The sequence below is a fragment of the Microcoleus harperi Pol14_C6 genome (assembly GCF_036701295.1).
Taxonomy (GTDB): Bacteria; Cyanobacteriota; Cyanobacteriia; order Cyanobacteriales; family Microcoleaceae; genus Microcoleus.
Genome location: NZ_JAUBQN010000001.1, coordinates 130,508 through 155,419, shown reverse-complemented (window position 1 = coordinate 155,419; position 24,912 = coordinate 130,508). Strand labels below are relative to the sequence as shown.

Sequence of the window (24,912 nt, the reverse complement as noted above, 5' to 3'; positions counted from 1 at the left end):
CAATTCGCAATGCCTAATTACCAATCATGATTGTAACAACATCGCCCGCACTTTTAAGTGAAGACCAAGCCTTATCTGTAGTAGAAAAAGCAGTCAAACTATCCAAAGCAGAGGAAGTATTTGTCAGTCTCTCTACTGGCGAAGAATCTCTTTCCCGCTTCTCGGAAAATCAAATTAGTCAAAATATTAGCAAAACTGTATTTAGCCTGAGCATTACTAGCTATTTTGGCAACAAAAGCGCCTCTGCTGCTGTTACAGAATTTGATGAAGATGCGATCGCCTCTGCAGTCAAGCGATCGGAAGAATTGGCCCGAATTGCGCCGGCAGACCCCGAATGGATGCCGCTGCTGCCGCCTCAAACCTACGATTTGCGATCGCCCGCATTCGACGCAGCAACGGCAACTGTATCGCCTCTAGCGCGGGCCAAAATGGTGCAGCAAGCTTGCGCCATTGCCGCAGAGGGGGGGGCTCACGGTTCGGGCACTTTGAGCGCTGAGGCGTCGCTGTACGCGATCGCCTCGTCAACCGGACTCCGCGCCTGCAACCATTCTACAGAGGCGGATTTCAGCTTTACGGCTCGCGTTGAAGACGGTTCTAGTTGGGCTCAGAGCACTGCTTGGAGTATCAACGAATTGCCCATCGCCGAATTAGCAGAACAAGTGCTCGATCGGGCGATCGCATCCCGCAACCCGCGCCCCATCACTCCCGGCGTTTATCCGGTAATCCTTGACGGCGCTGCTTTTGCGGGCTTGCTACCGTGGGTGATTTGGGGGCTGGATGCGAGGGCGGCGGATGAGGGGCGATCGTTTATGTCGATCGCCGATGCAGAGGGAAAACCAGCGGGAAACCGCGCGGGGGAACAACTTTTCAGCCCGTTAGTGCAAGTGCAGCGCGATCCGGCTCATCCTTTGTTGCGATCGAATACTTTTTTCGGCGACGGATTGAGCAATAATTATTTGGAAATCATCAAAGATGGCGTCCCTCAAAGTTTGTCTTATTCCCGCTACTGGGCCGCACAAAAAGGCAAAGAGGCAAAAGGTGCTTTTTACCCGATCGTGATGACAGGTTCCGACCAAAGTTTAGCAGATTTAATTGCTCAAACCGAGCGAGGAATTTTCGTCAGTCGAGCTTGGTACGTGCGTTACGTTAATCCGAAAACATTGGAAGTAACGGGGATGACTCGCGACGGTACTTTTTGGATTGAGGATGGCAAAATTGCTTATCCGATTAAGAACCTGCGTTTCAATCAAGTTTTACCTGATATGTTGCGCGATGTGGATGCAGTTAGTGCGGTGAAGCGTTACGGCGGTAGTGTCGTGCCCGGAGTGCGCGTGAAAGCTTTTAATTTCACGAGTATTACTGACAGTTTGTGAGTTGCAAGGGTGAGGTGCGCGGAAACCCACCCGGAGGAGGTGGGTTTTTGTGTCGATAAGGTAGATTGGGTGCGGCTTGGGGCGATCGCCTGTTGACAACGCTGTTCGGAAAATTAGTATTTTTTTTACCGAGGCATCTAGCTTAAGGTAGAGTATTGTTTGTGAGAGTTAGGATTTAAACCAGCTACTATCTAATTTAGAGCGATCGAGAAAAAGCAATTACCAATTACCAATTATCAATGAATCAATATTTTGCTACAGTTGCGCGCGGTTTAGAAACTATTGCCGCCCAAGAATTAGAACGTTTAGGGGCCCAGGATGTCAAGCCAGATTTTACTGGGGTTTACTTTGCGGGCGATCGCGCTTTATTGTACCGCGTGAATCTTTGGTCGAGAACAATTTTTCGAGTGCTAATGCCGATCGCCGAATTCCGGTGTTACAACTCGGATATGCTCTACCGCGAAGTGCAGAAAATCCCTTGGGACGAATACTTATATCCCGAAAATACTTTAGCAGTAAACTGCACCGGCGGCAACGAAAAGTTGAACCACACTCACTATACAGCTTTGCAGGTCAAAAATGCGATCGCCGACCAACAGCGCCTTCAATTTAACAAGCGTTCTAATGTTGATGTAGAGCATCCCGATTTGCTAATTAACATTCACATTCATCAAGATAGAGCTATTTTAAGTTTAGACAGTTCTGGAGGCAGTTTGCACCGCCGGGGATATCGACCGGCGATGGGGCTTGCTCCCCTCAAAGAAACCCTAGCTGCCGCTTTGTTGGAGATGGCAGAATGGACGCCTGACTTGCCGTTTTTAGACCCGATGTGCGGTTCGGGAACTTTGCCTTTGGAAGCGACTTTAAAGGCATTGAATATTGCACCGGGATTGTTTCGAGAAAATTTTGGATTTATGACTTGGCGGGATTTTGACGAACCTTTGTGGGATAAATTGTGGGCAGAAGCTGAAAACAGCGAATTGCCGGAACTTAAAGAGGTGATTGCAGGGTGCGATCGCGATTTCGATATGTTAACTCAAGCTCGCACGAACGCGCAGCAAGCCGGTATTTCCGGTAAGATTCACTTTGCTCAAACCGAGTTATCTCAGTTGGAAGCGCCCGCAGACAGAGGCGTTCTGATTTGCAATCCTCCCTACGGAGAGCGCCTAGGAGAGGCTAGCGAATTAGGAGATTTGTACAAGATGTTGGGGGATATTTTCAAGCATCGTTTTAAAGGTTGGAATGCGTTTATTTTGACGGGAAATAAGGAGTTGGGTAAAAAGGTGGGACTCAGGACATCGCGGCGAATTCCTGTTTATAATGGATCGATTCCGTGTACTTTGCTCAAGTATGAACTGTATTAGAGGATGGGATATGGGAAAAACAGCGGTAATGACCAAGCTAGTGCAAAATTGGATAACCAAGAAAGACCTGCAGCTATGGTAGAATTGCTCCGGCTATAGTTAAATTTAGCTTTTGGATACCGCTTTAGAATCATTTTCATTTACAGCCTCTAAAAATATGAAATCAAAATTTATAGTGTGGGGTGCGATAATTTTTAATATATTAAATTTAATTATCGTACTCTGTCCCTATTCTTTAGCTGGTATGGCTCTTGACTTGTGGGCGGGATTATTTGGTATAGTTTTTGTGTTAACTTATATTTTTTATATATTTTTAGACAAACAAATAATGTTACAAAATCCCAACAAGTTAGCTACCAAAATAGTGGCTTTTTATGTGATTATTTCCACCTGCACATTAATTTATGATATTGGTAACTTACCGAAATATTTGATTGGTATAATTGTTATTGGGGAAGGAAGAGGAGAATTCGTACAAGTTGTACAGTCACCCAATCAATTAAAATCTATTTATTGCTACTACAACGGAGATTTAATGTTAAACGATCACGATGATACCACAGGGTCATGCAGTCTCAGGTTAAGATACAAGTTAATCCCTTTTATTGAAAAAAAAATTTACTCTTATGACGGGCAAGAGCTTTATTTTAGAGTAAATGAACATGAAAACGAACCAAATGTGCCACCTTTGCCTATGAAGAATACAGGTAACAAAGCAGAGGCACTAATAGTAAAGGAAAAAAAGAATATCTGCCGAATTAAATGGCTCAACAATAATCAAATTCAAATACCGACAGGGGAAATTGTTTCACCTTGAGGGGAGGTGTATCACTGCTCATCCCTACGCAGGCAAAAAAGAAACGTGAGCGGAAACAATCTTCCACCCTTCAGGAAACTTGCGCCACATCTGACTCTGCCGCCCCAGCCGCACCACTCCATCGATCGCACGGCGGAATTCCAGCGTCACAGCCGCTGTGTCTGCATCGAAAGTCACGACTTTGAGGTTGAACATTTCTCGATCGACATTTACAGGCGATCGTCCTTTGCGAAAAGCCCTCACCTCATCGCTCCCGTACAGGTTCTCCGTCACCCCAAACCGCACCACTTCCGGCGCATCCCAGAACAAATTATCGAGAGTTTCAATATCATTCGTACAAAGAGCTTTTTCGTATTTTAAATATAGTTCAGTTAACTCAGCCACCACAGCAGAATCATTGATAACAGTCATAAATTGTAGATTTTAAAACTCTTAATTTTCAAAAGTTTTGTTGGCAATAACGACTTTATTCCTTATTGCCAACAAAACTAATTACTGGAAATTAATGCTCAATTTTGAGCGAAATAATCTTGTCACCTTGGCGGATAGCATTGACGACAGACATATCTTCTGTTTTGCCAAAAGTTGTGTGAACTCCATCTAGATGAGACTGGGGAGAATGGCAAATAAAGAATTGGCTGCCACCCGTATCGCGGCCTGCGTGAGCCATCGATAAAGTTCCTGCCAAATGTTTGTTGGAGTTGATTTCGCACTTGATTTTGTAGCCGGGGCCGCCCGTTCCATTGCCTTTTGGACAGCCACCTTGAATCATAAAGTTAGGAATGACTCGGTGAAAGGACAATCCATCGTAAAAACCTTTTTCCGCCAAGTCAACAAAATTCTTCACTGTGTTAGGCGCATCCGCATCGAACAATTCCAAATTGATTGTGCCTTTGTCGGTTTCCATAATAGCGCGGGTCATGATTTCTCCTGGCTTCCTAAAATGAGTGTGTTGCCTGCGTTTTAATTGCGGACTTCGCTTTTATAACGACAGGTTTTAAACTGTCGTTATATTGTGGCTTTCAGAAGTGTAGCATATTCCCGCAACTCTCATAAGACTTATGTGTGCTTTCTGAGTAAACCCGGTTTATTGCGAGATTTCTGGTTAGCAAAGCCAATATTTTCGGAGACACCGAGTTTGTTACCCTCAGTCATATTTTAATTGTTGGTCACTTGCGGGTGATCGGGTTCTTCCTGAATATCGCTCATATTAAAAATGAAAGGAACCCGACTATAACCTGCGCCCATAACCAGCACTTTTGGCATCTGAGCCCCGCCGCTTCTCCAAGCTTCGATCGCCTCTTTTTGCAGAACTAAATTGCCGCCTTGAGCCTTCAAAGTTTCAGCCAAAAGTCTTTGAGCTTCCGCCCTACCTTGAGCGCGGTTAATGTCAGCTTGAGCCTGTTGCTCTGCTTCCTGAGCCACATAAACAGCTCTTTGCGCTCGCTGTTCAGCAACCTGTTTCTCCTCAACCGCTTTCGCAAAATCTGAGGAGAATCGAATGTTAACAACGCTCGTATCGAGCACGATTACATCATACTTTGATAGCCTTTCCTTCAGCGCCGTATCAAAGTCTCGCTTCAGTTCACTTCTTTGAGTAATAGATTGTTCGGCGGTTCTCAGTGCAGCGGCTGTTTTAAATGCTTCTTGCGTCTGAGGAGCAATAATTTTTGAGACTATATTCTCCAAAGTTCCTTGAGTCCTTCGGACATCAACTATTTTATCAGGATCGAGGCGAAAGTTGATCGCAAAACTGGCATTTAAATCCTGAAGGTCTTTAGTAGCACTCTGGGCGGGAACTTCAAATTTTTGCACGGTTACATCGTACACATCTACCTTGGATATTAGCGGGGGTCTGAGGTGAAACCCTTCTAACAATGCTCCATCTGTGGCTTTTCCTAAAACGCTAACCACCCCTGCTTCACCGGGATTGATGACGACAAAAGAGTTTAAGCCGATGAGTAGCGCGCCTACTAATAGAATCCCAGCGAGTGCTGATGATATGCTCTGGAAACTTTGATTTTTCAACTTACACGCTCCTTTGTGCTCATTCCATTATAATCGTTAAATAGATTCGGCAGCCTCTCAAGTCTAAAATCTAAAATTACAATCTAAAATGGATGGGGTTGCCTCTGAAATCTCAAATCTAAAATGGATGGGCTGATGCTCAAAATTGTTAAATATCCTAGAACTTATCACATCGAAGGTTCGCGTTTCCAACCGGGTGATGAAGACCTCGACAGCGTGCCATTTAGCGCCCTGAGCGATCGCCCTCTAATTATAGAAGAAAAGGTAGACGGCGCTAATACAGGCATCAGCTTCGCACCAGACGGACAAATGCTGCTGCAAAGTCGCGGTCACTATCTCACCGGCGGGGCGAGGGAAAAACATTTTAACTTATTCAAACAGTGGGCTTTCAGTCTCAGCGGAGCCCTGGGAGAAGTGCTGGGAAATCGCTACATTCTTTACGGCGAATGGCTTTATGCGAAACACACTGTTTTTTATGATTTTTTGCCGCACTATTTTATGGAATACGACGTACTCGACTTAGAAACAAATCAATTTTTGAGTACAGAATCCCGCCGCAAGTTGTTAAACGGACTGCCGTTAGTGTCAGTTCCCGTGTTGTTTTCGGGAGTGGTGAAATCTCCCAAGCAAATGATGCAGTTTATGGACAAGTCTAATTTTATTCAACCTGGAAATTTGGAGCGATTGCGTTTGTACTGCGGGGAATTGGGATTAGATGAAGAACGGTGTTTGAAAGAGACTGACAAGAGCGATCGCATGGAGGGTCTGTACATTAAAGTTGAAGAAGATGGCATAGTAAAGGCGCGTTACAAATACGTGCGTGCCAGCTTTTTGACAGCTATTAAAAATGCAGAAGGACATTGGCTAAATCGCCCCATTATACCTAATATTCTGCGTCCCGATGTGAATTTATTTAATTTTAGTTAACCAGCAGGTGAATTTATGAAGGCACTGTTATCGCCCTCGGCAACTTGGACTTTTCCCTTTTGTCCTCAACCGCCCGATTGGTTCATGGATTGGGACAGCATTCAAAATCATTTCGATTGGATTCAAAACTTAAAAGGATGTCAGCAAGACCCGATTTATCACGCCGAAGGAGACGTTTTAATTCATACCAAAATGGTCTGCGAAGCATTAATATCTTCCCCAAATTGGCGACAATTACCCGTGCAAGAACGATCGATACTTTTTGCCGCCGCTTTGCTGCACGATGTCGCTAAACCAGCCTTTACAAAAATAGAAGCCGACGGCAGAATTAGCTCAAAAGGTCACGCCCGCCAAGGTGCGAGAATGGTCAGACAAATTTTAGCTCAATTCGAGCCGCCTGTGCAGTTTGAGATTCGCGAAACAGTGGTGGCGATCGTCAAATTCGGCAGTTTACCCATCTGGCTGATCGACAAACCGAACCCGCAGCAGTCGGTAATTAAAGTCAGTCAAGTTGTCCGCTGCGATTTCCTCGCACTTTTAGCCGAAGCAGACGTGCGCGGCCGACACTGTAGCGACAGACAAGAATTGCTCGATAAAATAGAACTATTTCGGGAGTTTTGTCAAGAAAATAATTGTTTGGATTCTCCCCGACAATTTCCATCAGCACACAGCCGATTTATCTACTTCCGCAAAGAGAACGGCAACCCGGATTACGAAGCATTTGACGACACTAAATGCGAAGTAATTTTGATGTCTGGCTTGCCAGGAAGCGGTAAAGATTATTGGATTCGGGAAAATCTTCCAGATTTGCCGATCATCTCGCTGGATGCACTGCGAAAAGAGATGAATGTGCCTCCCGACGAAACACCTGGAAATGTGGTGACAGCCGCCAAACAAAGAGCGCGCGAATATATAAATGAGGGGCGTTCTTTTGTGTGGAACGCCACGAATACAACTAAACAAATGCGGCAGCAATTAATTAATTTTTTTGCTGCTTACCAAACGCGAATTCGCATTGTTTATCTGGAAGTACCTCTAGAAGAAATATTGCAGCGGAATCGATCGCGCACAGCAACTGTACCGGAAGCAGTCATTCGCAAATTAGCTGCGCGGCTGGATATTCCAGATATCACAGAAGCCCATCAGGTAGAGTGGATTGTAGCCGATCAGGCTACTTTAGGGGCGATGCCCCGCAGTTAGCCATATTACTTCAACGCGCTACCAACTCCTTTTTCCCTAAAATAGAATCGTCATAATGCGCCAACAAATCAGCAGGGTGATCGTAAATTGCCGCAGCCTTTGCTAGCGAAGCATCATCGAAACCTCCGCACCTAAAAGCAATTACTGCCACCCCGCACTTGCCCGCAGCTTCGATATCGTAAGGAGTATCAGCTAACATGACAGTCTGACTCGCTTCCATCTGCAATTTGCTCAAAGCAGCTTCGACAATATCCGGTTCCGGCTTAGAAGCTTCTGCATCGCTAGATGTCGCCGCTTGATCTTGATCCAATAAATCGTCAACTTGTGCAGCTTTCAGCAAACCGGAAAGTTCTTCATTGGTAGCTGAAGTAGCAATAATTAGCCGCAATCCTTCTTGCTGCATTTTTAACAGCAAATCCCGCGAACCGGGGGTTGGAGAAAGTTCGGGAGCAAAGCGGTTAATAATCAGTTCTTTGCGCCGCTGTGCAATCTTTTTCCCGTCGCCTTCTTCGTCGGAAAGTCCTGATACCATTTTGGGTATCACTTTGTCGCCTCCCATGCCAATTAGCGGGCGAATTTTATCGAACGGCACCTCGTAGCCGTAAGCCGCAAATGCCTCTACCCAAGCTTGAGCGTGGGCGTCATTGCTGAGCGTCAGAGTACCGTCAATATCGAGAATTACTGCTTGCAATTTCATAAGTTATTTGCTGTTTGTTATTAAACTTTTTGCCAAAACCTGGTTTGTAGTAAGGACTCAACTCCTTAACTAATTAATTAGTAAATATGCGAGTAAAGTTCTTACCACTAACCCAACGTTAGTAGTAAGAACTTTAGTTGTTGTTAGGTTAGGAGTAAGCACTTTAGTCCTGAATTACTTAATTACTCTATCGCGGACAGAAAACTCCACTACTAACTTTTTGATTGGCTATTGCATGCCAGTGCCGTGCAATTTGGGTTCTGGCGGCGGCGGTACTGGTTCAGGCCCTAACGGTTGGGGATCGGCTACATATTCAAATTCGCCTTTGCCGTCCATTGATTTGCCTTTCGCCCAGCGTCCCTCGCTACTTTCGGAACCTTCAGAATGATTCCAAAACTGATAAGCAAATTCTGATTTTTCCAACTCTTGGGGGAAGGAACTCGGAACGGGTGTTGTTTCCATTCCCGAACTTTCTAAATCTTCGATCGCCGCCAGCCACAAATTTTGGTGCATCGTGTCGCGGGCGATCATAAAACTCAGGGTGTCTTTCACGCCCGGATCGTCTGACATTTCATACATCCGCACAGCCTGCAATCTTCCTTGCGATTCGGCGTGCAAATTCGAGCGAAAATCTGCTAAAAGATTGCCGCTAGCAACGATATAACGGCCGTTCCAGGGATACCCTACGCTGTCGCTAGGAAGTGCGCCCAAACCAGATACAATTGCGTGCTGCGGATTCATGCTGGCGGCGATCGCATCTCGCGGGCTGTTTCCTCCCATCACAGCACCCACCACAGCATCTTTGAAACCTTCTTCTTGCATAGATACAGGAGCTTTATCTAACAAGTGAGCAATCATAGTTGCTAGCATCTCGATATGCCCGATTTCTTCTGTACCGACATCAAGCAACATATCGCGATATTTTGCTGGACCTCGGCAGTTCCAACCTTGAAATAGATACTGCATCATCACGGTCATTTCGCCAAATGTACCGCCAATTAGTTCTTGTATTTTCTTGGCGTAAACGGCATCTGGCTTTTCTGGTCTTTTGTAATACTGTAGTGGCTTCTTATGGTAAAACATGGGGAAGTCCTCCCAGGGTGTTTTGAACAAGTTTCATTATTTGTAACGCTGCCACCGATGGAGGGGAATCAGCTTTTAGTCATAAAGAAATTAAATCAAGCCCGGTTATCTTTATCACTTTAGTTTAATGCGGTTTCTCGCGCCCGCGAACTAAAGACTCTGCATTAAATTTGGTCGATCGTACATTCTATTTAAACAAACACAGCGCTGTGTCCTCCGGGTGTCAAAAAACACATCAAAACCGCCCTCATCCAGGGGTTTTAACCCCGATCGGAGAGCGGTTTTTCGGGTAGAGCGGACACATATTTGTTGTGTCCATCCCCCTAGCTTCGAGTCCCGCCCTTGTTAAGCGGGATGGGGAGAATCAGGGGAATCAATGAGTTTGATAATTTTCCTCAGTCCAACAGCGCGGCAGAGTTTCACCAGAAGGAAACACTAAATTGCTTTTTGCAAAAGTTGCTTTCTCTTGCTCTTCTTGACCAGCTTGATTTTTTCCCGGCACTTCTTGTTTTGTAGGGCTGATTAAAGCATCTACATCGAGGATTTCAATCAAGTCGCCTGATTCTTTTTCTTGTAAAAGCATAGTTTTTCCTTAAAGGGTAAATGCGAGTTAGGGTTTGAGGACAACTTTGATGCAGTTGTCTTTTTTGTTTTTGAAAATGTCGTAGGCGTGGGGCGCTTCATCCAATTTCATTCGGTGCGTAATTACGAATGACGGGTCAATTTCACCTTTTTGAACGCGATCGAGCAAAGGCCGCAAATAGCGGTGAACGTGCGTCTGTCCCATTTTCATGGTCAAGCCTTTGTTGAAAGCTGCACCTAGGGGCACTTTGTCAACGAAGCCGCCGTAAACGCCGGGAATTGACACTGTGCCACCCTTGCGACACGCGACGATCGCTTGTCGCAGGGCAGTGGGTCGATCGCTCTCCAACCGCACGGCTTGCTTGGCTTTGTCGTACAAAGCGTCGAGACCGGTGCCGTGGGCTTCCATCCCCACCGCGTCGATGCAAGAGTCTGGCCCGCGTCCCCCCGTCATTTCGGTGACTGCTTCCCCGGCGTCGATTTCTTCGTAGTTGATGATTTCAGCTTTGGCCGCGGCCGCCATTTGCAAGCGTTCCGGTATGCGGTCGATCGCAATTACTCGCTCGGCCCCCAGCATAAACGCGCTTCTGATCGCAAATTGTCCGACTGGCCCGCATCCCCAAACAGCTACAGTATCCCCCGGCTGAATGTCGCAGTTTTCGGCCGCCATGTAACCAGTAGGAAAGATATCGGTGAGGAACAATACTTGTTCGTCAGAAAGTCCGTCGGGAATTTTTAAAGGGCCGACATCTGCAAACGGAACTCGCGCGTATTCTGCTTGTCCGCCTGCATAGCCACCCGTTAAATGCGAGTAGCCAAACAGTCCTGCAGGCGAATGACCGAACATTTTTTCCGCCAGCCCAGCATTGGGGTTGGAGTTGTCGCACAGCGACCACAAATCGCGGTTGCAAAAAAAGCAACTGCCGCAAGAAATAGTAAAAGGAATGACGATGCGATCGCCCTTTTTTAAGTTCTTGACTTCGCTGCCGAGTTCGACTACTTCTCCCATGAATTCGTGCCCCATGATGTCGCCCGATTGCATTGTCGGGATGAAGCCATCGTAGAGGTGCAAATCCGAGCCGCAGATTGCTGTAGACGTGATTTTAACTATCGCATCGCGCGGGTTGATAATTGTTGGGTCTGGTACATTATCAACTCGCACATCATTTGCTCCGTGCCAGCAAAGAGCTTTCATTATTTCGTTCTCCTCTAGTTAACTACTAGCTAGCAAATTTTTGCTTCTAAATCTTAAATTTACTGCGCCGATAAATTACCTGCTTGGATGTTTTAATTTTAATCATAAAAAATATAATTTCTCTCTATCCGAGGTATAATTTATAAATCTATCTTCGGGCTGTTTTCAATAACAAAAATGTAAAGTTTATCCTCGAAGTAAAGTGCGGGGGATTTCACATTCTTCTGTTAAGCCCCAACAGTTATAGCAACCGCGCCCGACGGTTAGAACGTTCTTAATTGCTGAAACCGTTGCGAAAGATTGCTTCTTGCTTCTCTCCTAGATAACTAAAGCCTTCTTCCTTCTCTTCTAGATAACTAAAGCCTTTTTCCTTCTTCTTTCTTCTTTCTTCCTTCAACATCTGCTATAAAAGCTAACAACTACATAGCTGAGATTGTTTTTGTCGCTCGCCGAGCGCTCCCCTCTCACAATCAATAAAATTTCCGCATTTTGCCTCACTAGAGCCGATATTGGGGCTCACTTTAGATAAATAGCGACCGAAAAATTCTCACTTAAAAGCGGGTTTATCAATTATTAAGCAGGGTTCGTGACTTTTGTATAGCTCAACACTTCACACCAATCAGGAGAATCTTGCACCCTGCTTAAGGAGGATTAATCGTCAAATATTGTATATTAGTTATAGCTAAAAGCCGAGCTTGCGCTAAAGTTGTTAAAGATTAAAATTTATCGATCGCCTTTTATGCCTTACACTGCATCTACCCCAACAGACCCCAATCAACCCAACATCCGCAATGCCGACCACCGCCTACTAGAATTCACCAAGCTGACACCGATGATGCAGCGGTATGTGGAAGTGAAAGAACAGTATCCCCACGCACTTTTATTGTTTCGAGTCGGAGATTTCTTTGAGTGTTTTTTCCAAGATGCAGTTACGATTTCGCGGGAATTAGAACTTGTTTGTACGAGTAAAGAAAGCGGCAAAGAAATTGGCAGAGTGCCGATGACAGGAGTGCCGCACCACGCCCTCGACCGCTATACTTCAATGTTAGTAGAAAAAGGCTATGCTGTGGTAGTTTGCGACCAAGTTGAAGATGCCTCGATAGCTGCTAAAGAAGGCCGCCAAGTCAAGCGAGAAATTACCCGCATTCTCACTCCCGGAACTTTGACTGATGACGGAATGCTCAAACCAAGACAAAATAATTTTTTAGCGGCAGTAGTCATCGCTGGGGAACATTGGGGATTAGCTTATACAGATATTTCTACTGGAGAATTTGTCACTACCCAAGCAGACAGTTTAGAACAATTAACCTTAGAATTGCTGCGTTTGCAGCCTTCGGAAGTCTTGGTGCCGACTAATGCGCCGGATTTGGTGACTATGTTGAGGCCCGGAGAGAAATCAGAGCATTTACCGGAGTGTTTGCCGAATTCATTCTGCTATTCTTTGCGATCGCAAATTCCGTTTAGTTTGTCCGAAGCAAAACAGAGAATCCTACAAAAGTTCAAAGTGAGATCGCTCGAAGGTATGGGATGCGGACACCTTTCCCTCGCAGTGCGCGCCGCCGGGGGTTTGCTGCAATATCTCGAAGAAACTCAAAAGGAAAAAGCAGTTTCTTTGCAAAGATTGCACACTTACACTCTCACCGATTTTCTCATCCTCGACTACCAAACCCGTCGCAATCTAGAAATTACTCAAACAGTGAGAGATGGGGTTTTTCACGGTTCGCTGCTGTGGGCTATAGACAAAACCAGCACCGCAATGGGAGGCCGCGCTTTGCGCCGCTGGGTGCTGCAACCTTTGCTCAGCATTAAAGGCATTTGCGCCCGACACGACACGATTCAAGAATTAGTAGAAAATAACGCCTTGCGCCAAGATTTGCAGCAGTTGCTGCGCCAAATTTACGACATAGAAAGACTCACAGGCCGCGCTGGTTCTGGAACAGCTAGCGCGCGGGATTTGGTCGCTTTAGCTGATTCTCTCTCGAAACTGCCGGCATTAGCCTCGATCGCAGTCCAAGGGCGATCGCCCTATTTGAAAGCACTGCAAAATGTACCGCCAATTCTAGAAGAATTAGCAAGTAAAATTCACGCTCATTTAGTTGATGAACCGCCGATTCATTTAAAAGAAGGAGGTTTGATTCGACCGGGAATCAATCCCATGCTAGATGAAATGCGACACACTGCATCAGCCGACCAAGAATGGATTGCAAATTTAGAAGCAACTGAGAGAAAACGCACCGGAATTTCTAATTTAAAAGTAGGCTACAATAAAGCTTTCGGCTATTACATCAGCATTACAAAATCGAAAGTAGACCAAGTGCCGAAGGACTACACCCGCAAACAAACTCTCACCAATGAAGAACGTTATAGCACTGAAGAATTAAAAGAAAGGGAAGTGCGAATTCTGACAGCGCGAGAAGATTTAAATCAATTGGAATACGATATTTTTGCTCAAGTGCGATCGGAGGTAGGAGAACACGCCGAAATTATTCGGAACGTTTCCCGCGCCGTGGCGGCGGTCGATGTTTTGTGCGGTTTGTCAGAAGTAGCAGTTTACCAGAATTACTGCCGCCCCACTATGACAGAAAGTCGGGAAATTAAAATTATTGAAGGTTGTCATCCTGTGGTGGAAAAGTCTTTGCCGCCGGGATTTTTTGTACCTAATTCGGCTTTTTTGGGTCGGGAAGACTCGTTAAACCGCCCAGATTTAATTATTTTAACCGGGCCGAATGCTAGCGGGAAAAGCTGCTACTTGCGGCAGGTGGGTTTGATCCAGTTAATGGCGCAGATGGGCAGTTTTGTGCCGGCGAAAGTGGCGAGTTTGGGAATTTGCGATCGCATTTTTACCCGCGTCGGTGCAGTAGACGATTTGGCAACGGGTCAATCTACGTTTATGGTGGAAATGAATGAAACTGCAAATATTCTCAATCACGCCACGCCGCAATCATTAGTTTTGTTAGATGAAATTGGCAGGGGAACGGCGACGTTTGACGGACTTTCTATTGCTTGGTCTGTGGCAGAATATTTAGCAACTGAGATTCGGGCGCGGACAATTTTTGCGACTCACTATCACGAATTGAATGAGTTAGCTTCTATTTTAGATAATGTCGCAAATTATCAAGTAACAGTGAAAGAATTGCCAGATCAAATCGTATTTTTGCACCAAGTTCAGCCGGGAGGTGCTGACAAATCTTACGGAATTGAAGCGGGGAGATTGGCGGGTTTGCCGCCGTCGGTGATTGACAGGGCGAGACAGGTGATGAAGCAGATTGAGAAACACAGCAAAATTGCGATCGGGCTGCGGAAAGGTGTTAAAAAAAATGGTAGAAAAGAGTCGGAGGGCGAACAGTTGGATATTTTTGATGATTGAAATTTCCGGTGGTAAAAAAAGTTTGTAGTAACTTCTATATTGCACCATTTTCAATCAGCCTTTCAGGGGCGGGCAGGATGCCCACCCCACAAGAAAATTTAATTTTTGTGGCACAGGCATCCTGCCTGTTGTTTAGCATGGTGCAAGATATCAGTTACTACTTTTACAACAAACCAGGAACGCTGCAACAACTCTAACGTCCATTTTGCAACTTTCTTACCTCTTTGTGCACGCTCATCCCAATTTCCAAAGCCTCATTCAGCAACCGCCCGTATTCAGTCGCCCGATCGCTCACATCCAGCGCCATCAAAGCAGCCAAATTACTTTCAATATTAGCAAATAGCTCGTAACGGCGACCGATAAATTGCTGATTCTCCCTGAGAATTCTTTCTGTTTTCAAAGCACAGACTAAACTTTCTCTGGTAATTTTTAAGGCTTCAATTGCATCTCCTCGGTTAATTAAATTGGCTTGTAAATTCCCAGCATCCGTTAGGCGATCGATAATATCTAAAGCCTGAATTACCTCATGATACTTCTCAACTTCATCCAGCAGACCCGCCAGCGTTGCCAGAGGCTTTGCCTTAACCCATTTATAGATATTCCAAGCAACAGTAATCGCCAGCGACAAACCCAAAGTTATTTGTAAAACCCTGACAAATATCTCAGCATCGCTAAATGAACCAACATTATGTTTATTAGCCAGTAAAGCAACAGGCAGCGAAACAACTAATGTCACGCAAAATATCAGCAACTCATTCACCAAAAGAGAAAACAGCTTTTTGCCGTCCCGGAGTGCAGCAGGTCGGTAAAAATCCGCTGCAAAACCGTCGCTCAAAGCTATTCCACTCAAATCCTCCAACTCCTTCTCAGAAATTTTTAACTGTTCCAAATCCGCTTGTATCACTCTTCAAAATCTCCTTTAATTGGGATTAATTACGATCCTCCCAGAGACATAATTGATTGCCACAGACTCATATAAAAATTGCTTTCTCGGTCTCGGAACAGTTGAAAAGCCATTCCCGGCGACCCCAAAAACGGTCTCAGCGTCCATCCCAACTGAGTCCCAACAAACGCATAAAGTCCCAACCAAAAGCGCAAAATATTTAGCCTGATGTCTTTGCCTTCCGCATCTTGTTCTGAAAGAAAGTGCATTCCTTGATAAATGAAACTTACTCCCAAAAATCCTGTGATTGCCATGATAGCAACATTCAGCAACAGATAAAAATTGTAATTGGTACTGCTTATGAGGAAAAACAAACTCACAGGTGCAAATCCAAACAGCAAAACGCTAATCATCGCCATCGCTGTCATCAACAATGTCAAATACTGTTCAAAAGTTCGTTTAGAACCAAACATGACATTAAAAAAGTACAGTGTGGGAAAGCAGATAATCAGCGTCAGCAAGTAAAGTGCTGGCAACTTAATTGCTGAAACCAGACATTGCATCCACGTACTAGATGCACCTAATATCGCTCCGTAAATGCCAAAAAATACGGTACTAGAAATCAACAAACCGAAAATTTTAGATTTGAGCTTTACACCTTGGCGAATTTCTTCAAGAAATTGTTGCCGTTCCCGCAGCAAATACATTACTACTGAAAAATATTTCACGGGCTCTCCTTGTGACTGATGCGACTCCGAATCAGTCATAACTCAAGCTGAGTTCGATCGGCAATCTTGCCAAACCAGGGTACTCTATGTTAACTAATGATTCTTGTACCCAGCTCACCGCAAGCTGAGAGGTGGAGGCGTTTTGAGAGATACTTGCCAAGCTAAACGGCTCAAACTGAATACAGTTATGCTTTGTATTCAATTTGTATTCATTTGTCTCCAAATTGTCCCCAAAAAGGGCGATCGGGTAGTCATTTGATACTCAGTTGATACTCAGTTTGGTCGTTCCGCAGTCAAATCGTAGTCATTTTGTATCCAATTTGTATTCAATTTCTAGTCAATCCGACCGCTGGATAACCGAAAAAATCAGCAATAAAAAACCTCAAACCGTTGATTTCTGGTTGGTTTGAGGTTTTTGTAGGCGCAAGCGGGCAGCGGGAATCGAACCCGCATAGTTAGCTTGGAAGGCTAAAGTTTTACCACTAAACTATGCCCGCGCACAGAAACTAAACATACCACAAGCCTCTGGGAATTGCAAGAGATCTGTTCAAAAATTTTGAAGACCTCCCTCACACAGGCGGAATCGGGGCTGAATCGGGACTTGCGCGCCGATCGCCCCCTCGCCCCAAAAATCCCCGTCTCCCATGCTGCGTAAGACTTTACGGGTGGAAATAATCGTAAATTTGCTGCGCCAGACGCGGGCCAATCCCAGAAACTTCTGCCAACTGTTCGGGAGTCGCTAAACGGAGGTAGTCGATCGACCGAAAATGTGCCAACAATTGTTTTTGTCGGTGGTGTCCCAATCCGGGAATTTCATCGAGGCGCGATCGCTTCATTCTCTCGCTTCTTCGATCCCGGTGAAAACTCACAGCAAACCTGTGCGCCTCATCCCGCACCCGGCGCAATAATTGTACGCCCGGTTGCTCAGAATTAGTTGGCAGCGGCAAAGATTCCCCCGGCAAAAATATCTCCTCTCGCTGCTTTGCCAAACTGACAACGCGCAACTCTTCTAGCAAATTCATCTCCCGCAAAACAGCCACAACTGCTGACAGTTGACCTTTGCCACCATCTATCATAATTAAGTCTGGTTTGTCGGAAATAGTATGAGAAACCGAGGATAAATTGCTGAGTTCTTTCGGTTCTTCTAAATCGCTAAATCCATCTTCCATCTTGCCTGTTTCTTCTTCCTTCAATCCTCGGAATCGGCGACCGATAACTTCGGCTAAACTAGCAAAATCATCAGAATGACCCGATTTAATTTCAGGATTTTTAATTTTGTAATGGCGGTAGTGTTGGTTGGCAGGCAAACCGTCAATAAATACGACGCGGGAAGCTACGGCGTCAGAACCTTGAATGTGAGAAATATCGTAACCTTCAATGCGGCGAGGAACTTCCGGCAAATCGAGAATTTCTGCTAAATCTTCCATTGCTTGAGAATTGCGATCGCTCAATCTTTGCATTCTCGCCAATTCATACTCAGCATTGCGTTCCACCATCTCAATCAATTCTGCCTTAGTTTGCCGCTGCGGCGTCAAAATCGTAACTTTTCGTCCCTTACGGTTGCTCAACCAATCTGCTAATATTTCCGCTTCTGGCAATTCGTACTGCACTGAAATTTCGCTGGGAATTTCTACGGATTCGACATTTTGATAGTGTTCTTCCAACACCCGCTGTAAAATCGCTCCGGCCTCTACCCCCCCTCGTTCCCCCCCAAGGCTTGGGGGGGAGGAAAGAGAAAGTTGAGATAACTCTTGCTCCCCCTTGGCAAGGGGGGGTTGGGGGGGTATTTCCGCCATAAATCCCAATCTTCCGACCAATTGACCGGCCCGAATTTGGAACAATTGAACGCAAGCGTGCTGACTATCGGCCGCAAGTGCGATCGCATCTCTCGAAACCGTATCGTCTGGCAAAGATACTTTTTGACCCGCACTCAAAGACTGCAAACCCTTAATTTGGTCGCGAATGCGTGCCGCCGTTTCAAAGTTTAAATCTTCGGCTGCCTCTTCCATTTGGGGCTCTAAAATATCCAGCAATTCATCAGTCCTTCCCTGGAAAATCATCGCTACTTTTTGGATGATTTTTCGATATTCTTCCGGCGAAGTTAACCCTTGACAAACGCCAACGCAGCGCCCGATGTCGTAGTTCAAACAAGGACGGTCTTTAAACAACGGTTGAGGGCGCTGCCGCAGCGGGAAAATCCGCTTAATTAAATGCAGCGTACTCCTCAGTGCCCCTGTATCGACGTAGGGGCCGTAATAGCGGTCTTTTGCACTACCTGCGCGGCGTTTGCGAGTGATAAAAATGCGCGGGTATTCCTCAGACCAAGTTATGCACAAATAAGGATATTTTTTATCATCTTTGAGCAGGACATTAAAGTAAGGTTGGTGCTGTTTTACGAGGTTTGCTTCTAAGGCTAAAGCTTCTGCTTCTGTGTCGGTGGCGATGAATTCAATTTCGCGCACTTGCTGCACCATCATCGCAATGCGGGGACTAAGATTTTGGCTTTCGCGGAAGTAGGAACGGACGCGGTTTCGGAGTTTTTTGGATTTGCCGATGTAAAGGATGCGATCGCTCTCGTCTCGCATTAAATATACACCAGGAACCGCCGGGATTTCTTTGAGGCGACTTTCTAGGCGTTCCGAGTCTTTAACTAACGGCAGAGTTTTTGTGGATGGCATTGCAAGCTATCTCAGCAAAATGGAGACTGATTGTACACTCTTTTATTTTACCTTAATTAGGTCGATTTTGACGGCTGCGACCGTCGCAAAACCCACCGACTACACTTGAAAATCAGTTACAGTATCTGAGATAAAAACTTGCGAGTGCGTTCTTCCTTCGGGTTCTGAAAAAACTCTTCGGGTTGGGCTTCTTCCACTAAAACACCGCCATCCATCAACACAATGCGATCGGCAACTTCGCGCGCAAACCCGACTTCGTGAGTCACCACTACCATTGTAATTCCTGTTTGAGCCAAATTTCGCATTACATCTAACACTTCCCGCACCATTTCCGGGTCTAATGCTGATGTCGGTTCATCAAACAGCATAATTTTAGGCTGCATGGCTAGAGAACGTGCAATAGCGACCCGCTGTTGCTGTCCTCCAGACAACTGTCCGGGATATTTTTTTGCTTGTTCCAAAATCCCCACTCTTTCTAACAGTTGCATTGCCACTTCTTCTGCTTTTTTCTTGGGCCATCGACGCACCCATACTGGCGCTAGCATGACGTTTTGCAAGACTGATAAGTGGGGAAACAGGTTGAATTGCTGAAACACCATTCCTACTTCGCGGCGAATTATCTCGATGTTGCGTAAGTCGTGGGAAAGTTCGATTCCGTCGATCGTAATTTTACCTTGTTGGTATTCTTCTAATGCGTTGAATGTGCGAATAAATGTGGATTTTCCCGAACCAGATGGCCCCATCACGACCACGACTTCACCTCGGTTTACGGTCATGCTGACACCGCGCAGTACGTGAAATTGTCCGTACCATTTGTGGACCTTTTCTGCTACGATTACTTGTTCTGCGATTGTGGGTTTAGTTTCCATATTTTTTTGTTTTTAAACCGCTGATAAATGCGGATGAACGCAGATATTTTTTTACCTTTCCCCTACGCCTAAAGTTCGCTCTATTTTGCGGCTTGCTAGGGACATTGAGTAGCAAAATATCCAATAAATGATCCCGACGAATATGTAAACTTCGGCGTACCTGCCAATATAGGATGGATTTGCTAAAACTGCGCGGGATATTCCGATTAATTCTAACATTCCGAATAGAGATAGCAGGGATGTATCCATGAATAATCCGATGAATTGACCGCCGATCGCCGGAATGACTATTCGCAGTGCTTGAGGCAGTACAATGAGAATTGTGAGTAGGGGTGTATTGAGTCCGATCGACCTCGCTGCTTCTATTTGTCCCCTGGGCACGGCCTGCAAGCCACCACGCACGTTTTCTGCCAAGTAGGCCGCACTAAATAAGGTTAATCCAGCTATGGCTCTAATCACTCTATCTAATTTCGGATATTCGGGCGGCAAGAAGAGTTGCAGCATTACTTGACCTAAAAACAAAATGCCAATTAAGGGTAAACCGCGAATAATTTCAATGTATAGTGTTGATAACACTCTTACCACTGGCAAAGAACTTTGTCTGCCGAGTGCTAGCAATACTCCTAAAGGAAAGGAAAGCACAATACTAATAACTGCTAAAAACAGCGTTAATACTAAACCGCCCCAATCATTTGTTGAAACTTCGATCAAACCCAACCCGCCTTTAATTAACCACAAAACTATTGGGAAGGAAAGAACCCAGATTGCAGGCATCCAGTCCATGATTTTTGGGTGAATTTGCCTTCCGATAGCATAGCTGGCGGCGGCTGCGATAATAATTCCTAAGAGGTAGAGGCGAGAGGTTAGGTCGATCGGCGAAATGACCGCACCTACAACAGCAGCACCGAGTATAATTAGTAAAGGCGGATTCCAAAGACGTTCTTGCCGCTGAATGTTTCCCCAACTTAATCCTCCCAACCAGGCAATTATGGCAGTTACTATCCACAGCCGCCAGTAGGATTCGCGGGGAAATCTGCCCGCGAAAAATAGTGGCAAGTTAGCTTCTAACACGTGCCACTGAGCTTTTGTTGTTGCCCAAACAATAATTCCTTTAATAGTTTGGAAGGCGATAATGAGGCAAACTACTGTCAGAATGCTGTTGTACCAGGTACTAAATAAGTTTTTGCGCGCCCAATTCCAAGGGGTAGGCGATTCGGTGGCTGGAGGCGGTAATATGGGGACAGTTTCCATATAGCGGTTTTCAATCCTATGACGTAGAGTAACAACCAGTTATTTTATTAACCCGCGTAGGCGGGTTTTGTTTGTGTAGACGCGATTTCCCATCGCAACGGCTAAAAAAAATCCTACTTATTTTCGCCGATTTATCCAATCTTCTCCACCTGGTAACTGACTTAAATGCTGGGCTAACACTGCGGGTAAATCTTTGGCGGAATGGATATAAGTCAAGTTCAATAACCTCACAGCGGTTTGAATAATCAGGTTTCTATCCATCATCTCGGCAAGTTGAAATTGAGTATAAACACCATTCAATACTTCCTCCGCAGCCTCTGCGATCGCATCCTCAATCACCTCCTCGTCTATAAAACTCTCCCATTCATCAGAATTGATGTAATAAGATGTTTTATTATCTTTAATATTTGCCTTCTTAATTTCTCTGATTGCATTGCGAATCGAACTTGCCCAAGAACCCGTTAATCGCTGTTCAACTTGATTTTTAATCAAGTGAATCAGCAAAACATTTAAAAAAGATTGGATTTGTCGCAAAATAGCCTGTTTGCTCATTCCATCTAACTCATCGACTATTGCCAAAGCATCCGTATACCTTCCTTCCACTATGCTCTTTCTAAGAGCAATTAATTCTTGTGTCATTTGATTCCCCTCAACTTTGATACTAGCAAGCCAAAGATAGTGGTGAGTTATTTATTATTGCTTAATCCTTAACTCACAATTTTTAGTTACTCGGTCTAAGCTAAAGTCACTGTATGCCATTTGACGCGCTCTCCTTTTATTCCAATTAAAATAGATTAAATATAAACTATTTACCTCTCCTTGATTTGTACAGTTTTATTGTACCAATTCATGAACAGAGAAACTATCAAACTAATTGTTAGATATGTTACCATGATAATTAACATTGCTTCGATCGCCCGACCGGTCTGATTCAAGGTTGGAGAGCCCACAACAAAATAAACGTCGGGATAAGCAACCGCAACCGCTAAACTCGAATTCTTAGCTAAATTCAGATACTGACTGGTTAAAGGCGGCACAATCACCCGCAAAGCTTGCGGCAAAATTACCATCCGCATCATTGTTCCCGACTTCAGCCCTAAAGACTTTCCCGCTTCCCACTGGCCTCTCGATACTGACTGAATTCCGGCCCGGACAATTTCTGCAATGTAACTGCCAGTATACAAGCTGAGCCCTGTCACCAAGGCTGCAAATTCTGGAGTTAATTTTAATCCTCCTTCGATTTGCAATGCTGGTGTCAGGCGCGGGAAATCTAGCCGGAAGGGCAGATTTTTGGTAATAATCAAAGCTAAGATTGCACTCAGCCCGATCGCACCTAAAGCCCAAAACAACTGTCTTCCCGGCTTAGCTTCTTCCAACATCACCCGCGCCCGCCACATCCACAGCCCCGCCGCCGCCAAAACTCCGACTGTTAGCAAAATCACCCAAATCTCAAAACCCGGCAAAGCCACAGCCCAAGGTACAGCAATGCCGCGATTTGTCAAGTAAATCGGCCCCCTCATCTGCTGATTGTCTTCGAGTTTTGGCAGGGAAATGAAAACTGCAAAGTACCAGAAAAATAATTGCAGCAATAACGGCGTATTTCGCAAAATTTCTACGTACAAACCAGCTAAATTCCGCAGCAGCCAATTGTCGGAAAGGCGCGCAATTCCTACCGTCAAACCCGCAACTGTTGCGAAAATAATGCCGATACCCATCACCCGCAGCGAGTTGATTAAACCGACAAAATAAGCTTGCCTGTAACTGTTGGCGGGACTGTAGGGGATTACACTTTCGCCAATGTCAAAAGATGCTTGGGAATTGAGAAAATCAAATCCAAACGCAATCCCCAGTTGCGAGTAATTGGCACTGAGATTATCCCAGAGAATGGCAATAACAACTATTACTAAAATTAGGGCGATCGCCTGTCCGGCTATTTTCCAGAAGCGATCGTCCCGCAGCAGTTTTGATATATCTTTAAATTTTGGCAATTTCTGCGATTTGCCCGGTTGAGGTTCTGGGTTCATAACTGTTTAATGTAGAGCACACTATACCTAACTTTAGCCTGCCTAAAATATCTTGTAGGGTACACCTAGCAAGCACCTTAAAAGTCGGGTAAGCGCGGAGTACCTTGCTGTCTAAAATATCTTGTTGGTTAACTGTTAACAGTTAACAGTCAACAGTTAACAGTCAACAGTTAACTAAAATTAACGGAACGGCGGCGAGTAAAGCAAACCGCCATCTTTCCAGAGTCTGTTTTGACCCCGTTCTAACTTGAGTATACTTTTGGGGCCGAGGTTGCGATCGTACATTTCTCCGTAATTCCCGACTTTCTTAACAACGCGGACTGCGTAGTCGTTCGGGAGTCCCAAACCTTTACCTAAATCTCCTTCTGTTCCTAGCAAACGTTTGACGTTCGGATCTGTAGTGCTTGCCACTATTTTGTCTACATTTCCCGAATTAATTCCCAAATCTTCAGCTTCAATCGCCGCAAAAATAACCCATTTCACCGCGTCCGACCATTTAGGATCGCCGCTTTTCACCGCTGGGGCTAACGGTTCTTTTGACATCACGATCGGCAAAACAACATTATTTTCGGAATTCGGCAGAGTTGTCCGCTTAGAAACAAGTTGCGATCGATCGGCAGTAACACCTTGACAGCGACCTTCTTGATAGGTAGCAAAGACAGCATTCACATCTTCAAACACCACAGGAGTGTATTTAACTCCTAATTTTCGCATTTGGTCGGACAAATTTTGTTCGGTGCTCGTACCTGTCTGCACGCAGATAGATTTGCCCGCAAAATCTTTTAAACTTTTGATGCCGCTGTCTTTTTTGACCATGATGCTTTGAGAGTCATAAAAGATCACCGGGGCAAATTCCAGTCCGGTAGTGCTGTCGCGACTCACCGTGTAGGTAGTATTTCGGCTGAGAATGTCGATTTCTCCGGCCTGCAAAACTGTAAATCTATCTTTAGCGTTGAGTTTTCGGTACTCGACTTTTTCGGGATCGTCAAATATTGCCGCCGCGACAGCCCTGCACACATCCACATCCAGTCCCGAATATTTGCCTTTTTCGTCTACAAAGCTAAAACCCGGCAGTTCGCCGCTGACGCCGCAAATCAGTTTGCCGCGGCTGACAATTGTATCTATCCGGCTGGAACCTTGTTGCGAGTTGCCACCTGCAGTAGTTGTTGCTGTTGTTTGTCCGATTTGTGCCGATCGATCCCTACAAGATGCCAACGGTGCCACAAATAACACGCTTGCTAGTAGCAGAAATCCCCATTTACGCATAGATTTTAGTAGAACGCTTTCCTGACAATCCTACCTTGTAGCTGTCGAGAACTGTGGCGATGATCTGCGAACTACAACAGCCTCCGGCTTCAAATTAGCCATTCTGCATCCGGTGCTGCACTGCAGCCACTGCACCGACTACCCGCCTGTTTTTTTTGAGCAAACTGGGAGCCCAGAGTTGGAAACCCGGTTTCCGGCTGGAGGTCTGGTCGTCAAACCTAAGATTTATCCTTGAAACCCGGTTTCTTTTCTGCTATTTCTGCCCAGCGCGAGGGCTCATCGCCCTTCCCTGGAACATTTATACGATTTTGATTGAATGGGCTCACAGTAGCTCTGGTGCTAGCCGCTGCTCAGCTAAATCGCGGATTAGGGAAAGCCGAGACTGGATGTATTCGTCCAACACATCTGCTTCTTTGCCATTAAGCGCAGAGTTCGTCTTTAACTGCTTTAGCAGCCACTGTACCAAGGTCGCATCGTCCAAATTGACTAACAAAGTAGCTTGGGTGGTCTCAATTAATGACCAGAGTTGGCGTAACATGACTGGAGTCATAAAACCTCGTTGAGCGTAAATACGCACTTA

At 45.3% G+C, this 24,912-nt stretch carries 23 protein-coding genes and 1 tRNA gene; 6 read left to right on the top strand and 18 right to left on the bottom strand.

The window, feature by feature from the left end:
* Positions 1 to 26 precede the first annotated feature (26 nt).
* The 3 genes from QUA27_RS00685 (at position 27) to QUA27_RS00675 (ending at position 3,554) form a co-directional block, all read left to right on the top strand.
* On the top strand, positions 27 to 1,373 hold the full coding sequence (locus tag QUA27_RS00685; RefSeq protein WP_333065691.1) for a TldD/PmbA family protein: 1,347 nt from the start codon (positions 27 to 29) through the stop codon (positions 1,371 to 1,373).
* Between the two features lie 239 nt (positions 1,374 to 1,612).
* On the top strand, positions 1,613 to 2,737 hold the full coding sequence (locus QUA27_RS00680) for a THUMP domain-containing class I SAM-dependent RNA methyltransferase (RefSeq protein WP_333065690.1): 1,125 nt from the start codon (positions 1,613 to 1,615) through the stop codon (positions 2,735 to 2,737).
* A 112-nt stretch (positions 2,738 to 2,849) separates the two neighbouring features.
* On the top strand, positions 2,850 to 3,554 hold the full coding sequence (locus QUA27_RS00675) for a hypothetical protein (RefSeq protein ID WP_333065689.1): 705 nt from the start codon (positions 2,850 to 2,852) through the stop codon (positions 3,552 to 3,554).
* A 24-nt stretch (positions 3,555 to 3,578) separates the two neighbouring features.
* Here the strand turns inward: QUA27_RS00675 and hpxZ are convergent, their stop codons facing one another.
* The 3 genes from hpxZ to QUA27_RS00660 form a co-directional block, all read right to left on the bottom strand.
* Entirely contained in the window at positions 3,579 to 3,965 is a 387-nt protein-coding gene (gene hpxZ, locus QUA27_RS00670; RefSeq protein WP_333065688.1) for an oxalurate catabolism protein HpxZ, read from the bottom strand.
* Positions 3,966 to 4,056: 91 nt separating this feature from the next.
* Positions 4,057 to 4,476 (bottom strand): peptidylprolyl isomerase, encoded by a 420-nt coding sequence (locus tag QUA27_RS00665; protein WP_190732048.1) that lies wholly within the window; start codon positions 4,474 to 4,476, stop codon positions 4,057 to 4,059.
* Positions 4,477 to 4,712: 236 nt separating this feature from the next.
* Positions 4,713 to 5,582 (bottom strand): prohibitin family protein, encoded by an 870-nt coding sequence (locus QUA27_RS00660; RefSeq protein WP_333065685.1) that lies wholly within the window; start codon positions 5,580 to 5,582, stop codon positions 4,713 to 4,715.
* 135 nt (positions 5,583 to 5,717) lie between these two features.
* Between QUA27_RS00660 and QUA27_RS00655 the strand changes: the two genes are divergently transcribed.
* Both QUA27_RS00655 and QUA27_RS00650 read left to right on the top strand, forming a co-directional pair.
* A complete protein-coding gene (locus QUA27_RS00655; protein WP_333065683.1) occupies positions 5,718 to 6,509 on the top strand; it encodes an RNA ligase family protein in 792 nt (263 codons plus the stop codon).
* A 15-nt stretch (positions 6,510 to 6,524) separates the two neighbouring features.
* Positions 6,525 to 7,709, top strand: coding sequence for an AAA family ATPase (locus tag QUA27_RS00650; protein ID WP_333065682.1), 1,185 nt, complete (start codon positions 6,525 to 6,527; stop codon positions 7,707 to 7,709).
* A gap of 10 nt (positions 7,710 to 7,719) precedes the next feature.
* On the opposite strand, the gene QUA27_RS00645 is transcribed toward QUA27_RS00650, so the two are convergent.
* The 5 genes from QUA27_RS00645 to QUA27_RS00625 form a co-directional block, all read right to left on the bottom strand.
* Positions 7,720 to 8,406 (bottom strand): HAD family hydrolase, encoded by a 687-nt coding sequence (locus QUA27_RS00645; protein WP_333065681.1) that lies wholly within the window; start codon positions 8,404 to 8,406, stop codon positions 7,720 to 7,722.
* A 228-nt stretch (positions 8,407 to 8,634) separates the two neighbouring features.
* Positions 8,635 to 9,489, bottom strand: a complete 855-nt coding sequence (locus QUA27_RS00640) for a manganese catalase (RefSeq protein ID WP_333065680.1) — start codon at positions 9,487 to 9,489, stop codon at positions 8,635 to 8,637.
* A 373-nt stretch (positions 9,490 to 9,862) separates the two neighbouring features.
* Complete coding sequence (locus QUA27_RS00635) at positions 9,863 to 10,072, bottom strand: acetyltransferase (protein WP_333065679.1); 210 nt, start codon at positions 10,070 to 10,072, stop codon at positions 9,863 to 9,865.
* Positions 10,073 to 10,099: 27 nt separating this feature from the next.
* Entirely contained in the window at positions 10,100 to 11,266 is a 1,167-nt protein-coding gene (locus tag QUA27_RS00630; RefSeq protein WP_333065678.1) for a zinc-dependent alcohol dehydrogenase, read from the bottom strand.
* A 274-nt stretch (positions 11,267 to 11,540) separates the two neighbouring features.
* Positions 11,541 to 11,666, bottom strand: a complete 126-nt coding sequence (locus QUA27_RS00625) for a hypothetical protein (RefSeq protein WP_333065677.1) — start codon at positions 11,664 to 11,666, stop codon at positions 11,541 to 11,543.
* A 339-nt stretch (positions 11,667 to 12,005) separates the two neighbouring features.
* On the opposite strand from QUA27_RS00625, the gene mutS reads away from it, so the two are divergent.
* Complete coding sequence (mutS, locus tag QUA27_RS00620) at positions 12,006 to 14,633, top strand: DNA mismatch repair protein MutS (protein ID WP_333065676.1); 2,628 nt, start codon at positions 12,006 to 12,008, stop codon at positions 14,631 to 14,633.
* Positions 14,634 to 14,826: 193 nt separating this feature from the next.
* Here mutS and QUA27_RS00615 read toward each other — a convergent pair whose 3' ends face one another.
* The 10 genes from QUA27_RS00615 to QUA27_RS00570 form a co-directional block, all read right to left on the bottom strand.
* Entirely contained in the window at positions 14,827 to 15,537 is a 711-nt protein-coding gene (locus QUA27_RS00615; protein ID WP_333065674.1) for a hypothetical protein, read from the bottom strand.
* Between the two features lie 29 nt (positions 15,538 to 15,566).
* Positions 15,567 to 16,244 carry an actin-binding WH2 domain-containing protein gene (locus QUA27_RS00610; RefSeq protein WP_333065673.1) on the bottom strand — a complete coding sequence of 226 codons (678 nt, stop codon included), beginning with the start codon at positions 16,242 to 16,244 and terminating at the stop codon, positions 15,567 to 15,569.
* Between the two features lie 426 nt (positions 16,245 to 16,670).
* Positions 16,671 to 16,741 (bottom strand) — tRNA-Gly (locus QUA27_RS00605).
* 162 nt (positions 16,742 to 16,903) lie between these two features.
* On the bottom strand, positions 16,904 to 18,922 hold the full coding sequence (uvrC, locus tag QUA27_RS00600; RefSeq protein ID WP_333065672.1) for an excinuclease ABC subunit UvrC: 2,019 nt from the start codon (positions 18,920 to 18,922) through the stop codon (positions 16,904 to 16,906).
* Between the two features lie 116 nt (positions 18,923 to 19,038).
* Complete coding sequence (locus QUA27_RS00595; RefSeq protein WP_333065671.1) at positions 19,039 to 19,791, bottom strand: amino acid ABC transporter ATP-binding protein; 753 nt, start codon at positions 19,789 to 19,791, stop codon at positions 19,039 to 19,041.
* A gap of 51 nt (positions 19,792 to 19,842) precedes the next feature.
* Positions 19,843 to 21,042, bottom strand: a complete 1,200-nt coding sequence (locus tag QUA27_RS00590; protein ID WP_333065670.1) for an amino acid ABC transporter permease — start codon at positions 21,040 to 21,042, stop codon at positions 19,843 to 19,845.
* Positions 21,043 to 21,159: 117 nt separating this feature from the next.
* Positions 21,160 to 21,681 (bottom strand): DUF29 family protein, encoded by a 522-nt coding sequence (locus tag QUA27_RS00585; RefSeq protein ID WP_333065669.1) that lies wholly within the window; start codon positions 21,679 to 21,681, stop codon positions 21,160 to 21,162.
* Positions 21,682 to 21,851: 170 nt separating this feature from the next.
* Positions 21,852 to 23,066, bottom strand: a complete 1,215-nt coding sequence (locus QUA27_RS00580; RefSeq protein WP_333065667.1) for an amino acid ABC transporter permease — start codon at positions 23,064 to 23,066, stop codon at positions 21,852 to 21,854.
* Positions 23,067 to 23,246: 180 nt separating this feature from the next.
* Complete coding sequence (locus QUA27_RS00575) at positions 23,247 to 24,332, bottom strand: amino acid ABC transporter substrate-binding protein (protein ID WP_333065666.1); 1,086 nt, start codon at positions 24,330 to 24,332, stop codon at positions 23,247 to 23,249.
* Between the two features lie 322 nt (positions 24,333 to 24,654).
* Positions 24,655 to 24,882, bottom strand: coding sequence for a hypothetical protein (locus tag QUA27_RS00570; RefSeq protein WP_190656515.1), 228 nt, complete (start codon positions 24,880 to 24,882; stop codon positions 24,655 to 24,657).
* Between the last annotated feature and the right edge of the window lie 30 nt (positions 24,883 to 24,912).